Genomic DNA, 9534 nt, shown 5'->3' with positions numbered 1-9534 from the left:
GGGAGAGTCGGAGCCGGCTCAGGCCAATGCTTCCTTGGCCGCCTCTTCAGGGGTAAGACCGTCGTAGAACATGTCGGTAAACCATTCCACTTCTTCCTCGATGTGTTCCTGGGCCTGGTCCAGCGTGGCGCCGCCCTTGACCAGGAACTGTTCGACTTCGGTGCACCACTGGATCAGGGCTTCGGTTTCCGGATCCAGCTTCTCTTCTTTCTTTGGCATGATATTTCCTTGCGTCGTTGAGTTACAGCTTCGACGCGTCGCACGGGGGATGAGGCAAGGTGCGCCGCGCCTTGCAAGGATATGCCAAACGCGGCGATCGCGCCGGACTATCTCCGCCGCTATTGCAGCAGGCCGCCGGCCGGCTGGGCCATGGCGCTGGCCATGACGGCGGCGGCCGAGCGCGTTTCCACGCCGAGCTTCACGAAGATGTGCTCCAGGTGCTTGTTCACGGTGCGCGGGCTCATGCCGAGGATGTCGGCGATGTCGCGGTTGGTCTTGCCCTTGCCCAGCCACATCAGCACGTCGTTCTCGCGCGGCGTCAGGCGGAAGTTTTCGCCCGGCGCGGCGGCGGCGTCCTCCGTCGCGGGGGCCATCGGCGGCGCGCCGGCGGCGATGCGTTTTTCTTCCAGCAACAATGTGATGCCGTGGCCTTGCCCGCCCGGGGAGATGGCGATGCTGAGTTCGCCTTGCTCATCCCTGACCACCAGCGGGGCGATCTCGGCGACGCCGCCCAGGCCGCCCTGGCGCTGGCGCGCCAGGCTGTCGTTGAGCCAGGACTGCAGCCGGGGCGGCAGCTTGTGGCCGGAGGGCGCGCCGGCGCTTGCCGGGAAATAGCGTTCCAGCCACAGCGAGGCCTTGCTGGTTTGCCACAGCGGCAAGCCGTTGCCGCCGAGCACGATGACGGCGTGCGCGGCCTGCTCCAGCACGCCGCGCGTCTGCGACATCATGCGCGCGGTGCGGATGTGCGAGCCGATGCGCGCCATCACTTCCTGCGGGCGGATCGGCTTGGTCACGTAGTCGATGCCGCCGACCTCGAAGCCGCGCACCACGTGTTCGGTCTCGGACAGGCCGGTCATGAACACCACCGGCACATGGCTCACGCTCTTGATCAGCTTGATGCGGCGGCAGGTCTCGAAGCCGTCGATCCCGGGCATCATCGCGTCCAGCAGGATCAGGTCGGGCGTGACGCAGTCCAGGCGCTCCAGCGCGCTCATGCCGTCGGTGGCGACCAGCACGATGTGGCCGCTGTCGTCGAGCGAGTCCGAGAGCATGGACAGGTTGTCAGGCATGTCGTCGACGATGAGGACGACATGCCTATCGAACGTCGTTGAGATCATGGCGGATCATCTCCTTGATGCGGGTGACATATTCGTTGAGGCGGAACTGCTTGACCAGCTGCCTGAGCTCGGTGGTGAAGGGCAGGTAGGCCGGATTCTGGCGCTCCATGTCGTCCAGCTGCCTGAGGATTTCCTTGGCGTAGCCGATGCTGCCCAGCTCCAGCAGCGCGCGCAGCTTCTTCTGCGCCGGCACCAGCATCAGCGGCTGCGCGGCGGGGCCGGAAGCGGCGGCAGAGGCTGCGGGCAGGGCCGCCGCCGGCAGCCACTCGATGCGCAGCTGCTGCTTGATCTTGGCCAGCAGCTCGTTGTAGGAGACCGGCTTGACCACGAAGTCGTTGTACAGCGGCGGATCGGCGCGCTCATGCGCGTTCTCGAAGGCGTCGGCCGAGACGAAGATCACCGGCAGGCGCGTCAGGCCGCGCGCGCGGATGGCGCGCGCCACCGACCAGCCGTCCATCTGCGGCATGGCGATGTCGAGCAGCACCAGGTCCGGCACCTCGCGTCCCAGCGCCTCCATGCAGGCGATGCCGCCGGCCGCCTCGCGCACCTCGAATCCCAGCGGCAGCAGCATCTCCTTGAGGATCTGCCGCTGCGAGGCCTGGTCGTCCACCACCAGCACCCGCTTGGAGGGGCCGAGGTAGCCCGGCATCTGGTCTTCCAGTTTCAGGCTGGGGCGCGGCACGTGCACCTCCGGCAAATAGAGCTTGAGGTGGAAGCTGCTGCCGCGGCCGACTTCGCTGTCCACCGCCAGCTCGCCGCCCATGATGTGGGTCAGCATGCGGCTGATGGCCAGGCCCAGGCCGGTGCCGATGTCGCCGCGCAGGTTGGCCGCGCTGCTGCGCTCGAAGGGCAGGAAGATGCGCTCCAGGTCGTCGCCGGCGATGCCGATGCCGGTGTCGACAATATCGAAATAGGCGATCTCGCGCGCGTAGCGCACCTGCAGGGTGACGCTGCCGCAGTCGGTGAACTTGACCGCGTTGCCCAGCAGGTTGATCAGGATCTGGCGCAGGCGCTTCTGGTCGGCGTGGACGATCGCCGGCAGGCGGCCGACCTGCTCGAAGCGAAATGCCAGCCCCTTCTGCTCGGCCTGCGGCGCGAACATGCCGGCGATCTGCTCCAGCAGGGCCGGCAGCGCGACTTCATCGGAGGCCAGGCGCATCTTGCCGGCCTCGATCTTGGCGATGTCGAGCAGGCCGTCGATCAGGCTCAGAAGGTGCTCGCCGCTGCGCCGGATGATGGCGATGGCGTCCTTGCGCGCCGGCGGGATGGTGGCGTCCACGTGCAGGATCTGGGCGTAGCCGAGGATGCTGTTGAGCGGGGTGCGCAGCTCGTGGCTCATGCCGGCCACGAAGCGGCTCTTGGCCAGGTTGGCCGATTCGGCGGCTTCCTTGGCGCGCTGCAGTTCGGCGTCGGTCTGCTTGTGCGCCTCGATTTCCTGCAGCAGCAGGTTGGTCTGGCGCTCCGATTCTTCCTGCGCCACGGTGCGGCTCTCGTTGGTCAGCACCAGCCACCAGGCGCCCACGCCCAGCACCACCAGCAGCATGCAGAACAGCTTGATGAAAACCGCCCGGATCGAGTCGGGCGAGCCCGGCGCCACGCCGGAGAGATCCGCCATCTGCTGGAAATACAGCATCCACAGCATGATCGCCAGGCCGCCGGCCAGCACGCCGAAGACGATCAGGTAATGGCCGATGCGGGTGTTGAGCTTGAGCGAGAAGCGCGCCGGCATCAGGCTGCGCAGCGTGAGGAAGATCTGGTTGGGCAGGCGCGCCGCCGGCGTCTTGCAGCGGTCGTTGCAGCGCGCGTCGAGCGAGCAGCACAGCGAGCAGATCGCGCCCTGGTAGGCCGGGCAGTGCGCCATGTCGGGCGTCTCGAAGCGGTTGCCGCAGATCACGCAGTCGAGCTGGCCCTGCGCGTGCTCATGGTCGGAGAGCGTGTCGCGCCGCGCAATGTAGTAGCGGCTGCCGGTGGCCAGCGCGATCAGCGGCGCGCACAGCAGCGCGGTGCCCAGCGCGATGAAGGGCGCCATCGCCGCCGCCGTCCTGCCCAGCACGCCCGACATGGCCACCGCCGACAGCGCCGAGGCGATCGCCATCGAACCGACGCCCACCGGATTGACATCGTACAGGTGGGCGCGCTTGAACTCGATGTGGGCCGGCGAGAGCTTGAGCGGCTTGTTGATCACCAGGTCCGAGACCACCGCGCCTATCCATGAGATCGCCACCAGGCTGTACAGCGCCAGCACGTGCTCGAGCGCATTGAACACGCCCAGCTCCATGAGCAGCACGGCGATGAGCACATTGAACACCAGCCACACCACGCGGCCCGGGTGGCTGTGCGTGAGCCGCGCAAAGAAGTTGGACCAGGCCAGCGAGCCGGCGTAGGCGTTGGTGACGTTGATCTTGATCTGCGACACCACCACGAACAGCACCACCGCGCCCAGCGCCAGCGCCGGATTGCCGAACACGTACTGGTAGCCGACCAGGTACATGCGCGTCGGCTCCACCGCCTTGTCCATCGGGATCTCGTGCTGGATCGCCAGGAAGGCCAGCAGGGCGCCGCCCAGCATCTTGGCGCCGCCCAGCAGGATCCAGCCGGGCCCGGCCAGCAGCAGGGCGCTCCACCAGCGCACGCGGTTGGCGGCGGTCTTCTCGGGCAGGAAGCGCAGGAAGTCGACCTGCTCGCCGATCTGCGCGATCAGCGAGAAGGCCACCGTGGCGGCGGCGCCGAACAGCAGCAGGTTGAACGAGCTGCCGTCCTCGGCGCGGCCGGCGAAGGTGATCAGGTTGGAGAGCGCCTCCGGCTCCTTGTACAGCACGCAGATGAAGGGCAGGGCCAGCAAGACGATCCACAGCGGCTGGGTCCACATCTGCAGGCGGTTGATCAAGGTGATGCCGTAGGCCACCATGGGGATGATGATCAGGGAGCACAGCACGTAGCCGTAGACCAGCGGCAGCTTGAAATACATCTCGATGGCCTGCGCCATGATCGCCGCTTCCAGCGCGAAGAAGATGAAGGTGAAGCTGGCGTAGATCAGCGAGGTCACGGTCGAGCCGATGTAGCCGAAGCCGGCGCCGCGCGTCAACAGGTCCATGTCGACGCCGTAGCGGGCGGCGTAGTAGCTGATCGGCAATCCGGTCAGGAAGAACAGCAGCACCACGCAGGCGATCGCCCAGAAGGTATTGGTGAAACCGTAGCTCAGGGTGATGGCGCCGCTGATGGCCTCCAGCGCCAGGAACGAGGTCGCGCCCAGGGCCGTGTTGGCCAGGCGGAATTCCGACCAGCGCCGGAACGAGCGCGGCGTGTAGCGCAGCGCGTAGTCTTCCAGCGTCTCGTTGGCGACCCAGGTGTTGTAGTCGCGCCGGACCTTGACGATCCGTTGTATGGCGGGATTGCTCACATTTAGCTCGTGTTCTGGTGGACGGCGCGCGGCCGCCCGGCGCGGCTTGCGCGGCCGGCCGGATGGCGCGCCACGGCATGGCGCCCGGGGCCGGCCGCTCAGCCTCTTCTGAAAGCAATTTTCAAACCAATCGGCGGCCGATGGCATACGTCAAATGACGTACTGCGCGAAGGCGCTTGCGCGGCGTTTCACCAAAAGGCGGCACGTCGCGGGGCGCGCGGTTCGCCGCAATGGGGGAGGTGCGCGTCGGCGCGCACCAATACCATGCCGGCCGTGTGCGAAAGCTGTGCATGCGGTCGCGGCGGGAGCGGCGCGGGCGTTACGTCAAACAACGTATTGTTGCGCCGCATCGCCAATCCTATTCTTCGTCCCAGAACGAACGGCGAAGCAAGGCCCGTCAGCGGCAGAAGAAAAAGCTCGCATGTCCGTTCCGACCGCTCTTGTTCGGTCCATCACGCCACGATCGCGTCCAATGACGTCCAACAATGCCCGAAAGGAGTACCGCATGTCGCACCGTTCCTCTTCCAGACCACCCTCGTCCCAACGGCGCAAGATCCTGATGGGGCTGGCCGCCGGTGCGGCTGCCGCGGCGCTGCCGGGGATCGCTTCGGCGCAGCAGTTCCCGACCGCCAAGGTCAACACCACCAAGCTGGCCATCACCGACACCGAAGTCACCGTCGGCCAGCTGCACTCGGCCACCGGCACCATGGCCATCAGCGAGACCGGTTCGATCCAGGCCGAGCGCCTGGCCATCGACCAGATCAATTCCATGGGCGGCATCCTCGGCCGCAAGATCAAGATCATCCAGGAAGACGGCGCCAGCGACTGGCCCACCTTCGCCGAGAAGGCCAAGAAGCTGCTGGAGAACGACCGCGTCGCGGCGGTCTTCGGCTGCTGGACCTCGGCCTCGCGCAAGGCGGTGCTGCCGGTGTTCGAGAAGGACAACGGCCTGCTCTACTACCCGACCTTCTACGAAGGCCTGGAACAATCGAAGAACGTGTTCTACACGGGGCAGGAGGCGACGCAGCAGGTGCTGGCGGGCCTGAACTGGGTGGCCAAGGAAAAGAAGGCCAAGACCTTCTTCCTGGTCGGTTCGGACTACATCTGGCCGCGCACCTCCAACAAGATCGCCCGCAAGCACATCGAGAACGTGCTCAAGGGTTCGGTGGTGGGCGAGGAGTACTACCCGCTGGGCAATACCCAGTTCGGCTCGCTGATCAACAAGATCAAGCTGAAGAAGCCCGACGTCATCTTCGCCGACGTGGTCGGCGGTAGCAACGTGGCCTTCTACAAGCAGTTGAAGGCCGCCGGCGTCACCGCCAAGACCCAGAACCTGCTGACCATCTCGGTGACCGAGGATGAGATGCTGGGCATCGGCGGCGAGAACGTGGAAGGCTTCTTCGCCTCGATGAAGTATTTCCAGAGCCTGGACAACGCCAACAACAAGAAATTCGTGGCCGAGTTCAAGGCCAAGTTTGGCGCCAACTCGGTCATCGGCGACGTCACCCAGGCCGCTTACCTCGGCCCCTGGCTGTGGAAGGCGGCGGTCGAGAAGGCCGGCAGCTTCGACGTCGACAAGGTGGTCGCGGCCTCGCCAGGCATCGAGTTGAAGACCGCGCCGGAAGGCTACGTCAAGGTGCACGAGAACCATCACCTGTGGAGCAAGACGCGCATCGGCCAGGCGCAGAAGGACGGCCAGTTCAAGGTCATCTACGAGTCCGACCTGATCGAACCCAATCCCTTCCCCAAGGGCTACCAGTAAGACCGGCGCCGGACCCGCGCGTCCGGCTACCTCGCAGCAAAGCGGCGGCGCCTGTAGTGACATGCGGGCGCTGCCGCCCTCCGATTCATCCCACGTCGGGAGTCAACATGGTTTCTCTATCCGAATTCGGCGCCATCTTCGCCATGCAGGGCTTCAACGGCCTCTCGGTGTTCTGCGTGCTGCTGCTCATGGCATTGGGCCTGGCCATCATCTTCGGCCAGATGGGCGTGATCAACATGGCGCATGGCGAGTTCCTCACCATCGGCGCCTACATCACCTACCTGCTGTCGCACCTGACCACCACCTACGCGCCCAGCCTGCAGCCGTTCTATTTCTTCGGCGCGGTCGTGCTGTCCTTCATCGTGGCCTACGGCGTGGGCTACCTGACCGAGCTGCTCCTGATCAGCCGCCTCTACAAGCGCCCGCTGGATACGCTCCTGGCGACCTGGGGACTGTCGCTGGCGATGCAGCAGACCTTCCGTTCCATCTTCGGCGCCAAGGAGGTGAGCGCGACGCTGCCGGACTGGCTGCTGGGCTCGTTCAAGCCGACCGAGGACATCGACATCCCGATCAACGGCCTGTTCATGATGGGACTGACGGTGCTGCTCACCGGCGCCATCTTCGTGCTGCTGTTCCGCTCGCGCTGGGGCTTGCAGGTGCGGGCCACGATGCAGAACCGGGTCATGAGCGGCGCCGTGGGCATCAACACCCGCAAGGTCGACCGCACCACCTTCGCGCTGGGTTGCGGCGTGGCGGGCGTGGCCGGCGCGGCGTTCACCACCATCGGTTCGACCGGCCCCACCAGCGGATCGCTGTACATCGTCGACACCTTCCTGGTGGTGGTCTTCGGCGGCGCCCAGAGCCTGATCGGCACTATCGCCTCGGCCTTCTCGATCGCCCAGACGCAATCCACCGCCGAGTTCTTCCTGACCGGATCGATGGCCAAGGTGCTGACCCTGTCGGCGGTGATCCTGATCCTGATGCTGCGCCCGCAGGGACTGTTCTCGTCCAAGGTGCGCAAGTGACGCCGGCGGCTCCCACAGATTTCACCAACGAGGTCAGACCATGAATGCGGCATACGAAAAGATATTGGGCGGCAGGTCCGGGCTGACGGGGCTGCTGGTGATGGCGGCGCTGCTGCTGGTGGTGTTCCCGCTGACGATGGACATGTTCCGCCTCAACCTGGTGGGCAAGTACCTGTCCTACGCCTTCGTGGCGGTGGGCCTGGTGCTGTGCTGGGGCTACGGCGGCATCCTGAGCCTGGGGCAGGGCGTGTTCTTCGGCCTGGGCGGCTACTGCATGGCGATGTTCCTGAAGCTGGAAGCGTCCGACCCGATCAGCACCAAGATCCAGTCGACCCCGGGCATTCCCGACTTCATGGACTGGAACCAGATCACCGCCTTGCCGGCCATGTGGCAACCCTTCCACAGCCTGGGCTTCACCGTGCTGGCGGTGCTGGCGGTGCCCACGCTGCTGGCTTTCCTGATCGGCATCGCGATGTTCAAGCGGCGCGTGGGGGACGTGTATTTCTCCATCGTGACCCAGGCCATCGCCGCCATCCTGGCGATCCTGATCATCGGCCAGCAGGGCCTGACCGGCGGCGTCAACGGCATCACCGACCTGAAGACGATGCTGGGCTGGGACATCCGCACCGACAGCGCCAAGCTGATCCTGTACTTCGTCAACGCCGGTCTGCTGTTCGCCTGCATCCTGCTGGGCCGCTACATCCTCTCCTCCAAGCTCGGGCGCCTGCTGGTGGCGATGCGCGACAAGGAAGAGCGGGTGCGCTTCTCGGGCTACGACGTGGCCAGCTTCAAGGTCTTCGTGTTCTGCGCCGCGGCCATGTTCTCGGCCATCGGCGGCGCCATGTTCACGCTGCAGGTGGGCTTCATGTCGCCGTCCTTCGTGGGCATCGTGCCGTCCATCGAGATGGTGATCTACGCCGCGGTCGGCGGGCGCATGTCGCTCCTGGGAGCGGTGTACGGCACGCTGCTGGTGAACTTCGGCAAGACCTACTTCTCCGAGACCTTCCCCGAACTGTGGCTGTTCCTGATGGGCGGCCTGTTCATCGCGGTGGTGATGTACTTCCCCAACGGCCTGGCCGGCCTGTACCAGAGCCAGGGCAAGCGACTGCTGGCGCGCCTGCGCCGCCAGCCCGCCGGCCCCGACAGCACCAAGCCCAAGGCGCCGGCCAAAGCGGCGCCCGCCGACACCACCCGCGACGGCATCGAGCCCGGCGCCACCCTGGAGGCCAGCAAATGAGCGACGCACCCATCGGATTCCAATCGGATGCCCACCCGGTACTGGCGATCGAAGACCTGACCGTTTCCTTCGACGGCTTCAAGGCGGTCGACAAGCTCAACCTGTACGTGCACCGCAACGAGGTGCGGGTGGTGATCGGCCCCAACGGCGCCGGCAAGACCACGGTGCTGGACCTGATCTGCGGCAAGACGCGCGCCACCTCGGGCAGCATCCGCTTCAACGACCACGAGCTGACCAGGATGAGCGAGCACGCCATCGTGCGCGCCGGCGTCGGCCGCAAGTTCCAGACGCCGTCGATTTACGAGAACCTCTCCGTGTTCGAGAACCTGGAGATGTCCTTCCCGCGCGGGCGCAAGGTGTTCGGCGCGCTGACCTTCAAGCGCTCGCCCGACGTGGTGGCGCGGGTCGAGTCGGTGGCCGCCGAGATCTTCCTCGACGCGCACCTGCACACCCAGGCCGACCTGCTTTCGCACGGCCAGAAGCAGTGGCTGGAGATCGGCATGCTGCTCATGCAGGAGCCTGAGCTGCTGATGCTGGACGAGCCGGTGGCCGGCATGAGCGTGTCCGAGCGCGAGAAGACGGCGCAGCTGCTGGGCCGCATCAGCCAGGGCCGCTCGGTGGTGGTGATCGAGCACGACATGGATTTCGTCAAGAGCATCGCGCACAAGGTGACCGTGCTGCACCAGGGCAAGATCCTGGCCGAAGGCAACATGGAGACGGTGCAGTCGGACCCGCGCGTGATCGACGTCTACCTTGGCCACTGACCACCATCC

Annotated in this window: 7 protein-coding genes; 4 read left to right on the top strand and 3 right to left on the bottom strand. The window is 65.9% G+C overall.

Annotated features, from left to right (window positions below; genetic code table 11):
• Positions 1 to 18 precede the first annotated feature (18 nt).
• From Herbaro_RS12845 to Herbaro_RS12835, 3 genes are all read right to left on the bottom strand, one after another.
• Positions 19 to 219 carry a hypothetical protein gene (locus Herbaro_RS12845; RefSeq protein WP_275010021.1) on the bottom strand — a complete coding sequence of 67 codons (201 nt, stop codon included), beginning with the start codon at positions 217 to 219 and terminating at the stop codon, positions 19 to 21.
• A gap of 119 nt (positions 220 to 338) precedes the next feature.
• The gene (locus tag Herbaro_RS12840; protein WP_275010020.1) at positions 339 to 1337 is read right to left on the bottom strand and encodes a response regulator transcription factor; all 999 of its coding nucleotides are present in this window, start codon (positions 1335 to 1337) and stop codon (positions 339 to 341) included.
• Positions 1315 to 4737 (bottom strand): ATP-binding protein, encoded by a 3423-nt coding sequence (locus tag Herbaro_RS12835; RefSeq protein ID WP_275010019.1) that lies wholly within the window; start codon positions 4735 to 4737, stop codon positions 1315 to 1317. The genes Herbaro_RS12840 and Herbaro_RS12835 overlap by 23 nt, the downstream gene beginning before the upstream one ends.
• Before the next feature lie 505 nt (positions 4738 to 5242).
• Here Herbaro_RS12835 and urtA point away from each other — a divergent pair.
• The 4 genes from urtA to urtD all read left to right on the top strand — a co-directional run bounded on the left by urtA (position 5243) and on the right by urtD (position 9525).
• Complete coding sequence (gene urtA, locus Herbaro_RS12830; protein WP_275010018.1) at positions 5243 to 6499, top strand: urea ABC transporter substrate-binding protein; 1257 nt, start codon at positions 5243 to 5245, stop codon at positions 6497 to 6499.
• Between the two features lie 107 nt (positions 6500 to 6606).
• On the top strand, positions 6607 to 7524 hold the full coding sequence (urtB, locus tag Herbaro_RS12825; protein WP_275010017.1) for an urea ABC transporter permease subunit UrtB: 918 nt from the start codon (positions 6607 to 6609) through the stop codon (positions 7522 to 7524).
• Positions 7525 to 7564: 40 nt separating this feature from the next.
• The gene (gene urtC, locus Herbaro_RS12820; protein WP_275010016.1) at positions 7565 to 8761 is read left to right on the top strand and encodes an urea ABC transporter permease subunit UrtC; all 1197 of its coding nucleotides are present in this window, start codon (positions 7565 to 7567) and stop codon (positions 8759 to 8761) included.
• Positions 8758 to 9525 carry an urea ABC transporter ATP-binding protein UrtD gene (urtD, locus tag Herbaro_RS12815; protein ID WP_275010015.1) on the top strand — a complete coding sequence of 256 codons (768 nt, stop codon included), beginning with the start codon at positions 8758 to 8760 and terminating at the stop codon, positions 9523 to 9525. Before urtC ends, urtD begins: the two co-directional genes overlap by 4 nt.
• The last annotated feature ends 9 nt before the right edge of the window (positions 9526 to 9534 follow it).

It is taken from the genome of Herbaspirillum sp. WKF16, assembly GCF_028993615.1.
Classification (GTDB): Bacteria; Pseudomonadota; Gammaproteobacteria; order Burkholderiales; family Burkholderiaceae_D; genus Herbaspirillum.
The sequence above is the reverse complement of the archived record's forward strand: the minus strand, read 5'-3'. Positions and strand labels throughout refer to the sequence as shown.

Coding starts and splice junctions, on each gene's coding strand:
- Herbaro_RS12845 (WP_275010021.1), bottom strand. CDS start 219: ATGCCAAAGAAAGAAGAGAAGCTGGATCCGGAAACCGAAGCCCTGATC.
- Herbaro_RS12840 (WP_275010020.1), bottom strand. CDS start 1,337: ATGATCTCAACGACGTTCGATAGGCATGTCGTCCTCATCGTCGACGAC.
- urtD (WP_275010015.1), top strand. CDS start 8,758: ATGAGCGACGCACCCATCGGATTCCAATCGGATGCCCACCCGGTACTG.
- urtC (WP_275010016.1), top strand. CDS start 7,565: ATGAATGCGGCATACGAAAAGATATTGGGCGGCAGGTCCGGGCTGACG.
- urtA (WP_275010018.1), top strand. CDS start 5,243: ATGTCGCACCGTTCCTCTTCCAGACCACCCTCGTCCCAACGGCGCAAG.
- urtB (WP_275010017.1), top strand. CDS start 6,607: ATGGTTTCTCTATCCGAATTCGGCGCCATCTTCGCCATGCAGGGCTTC.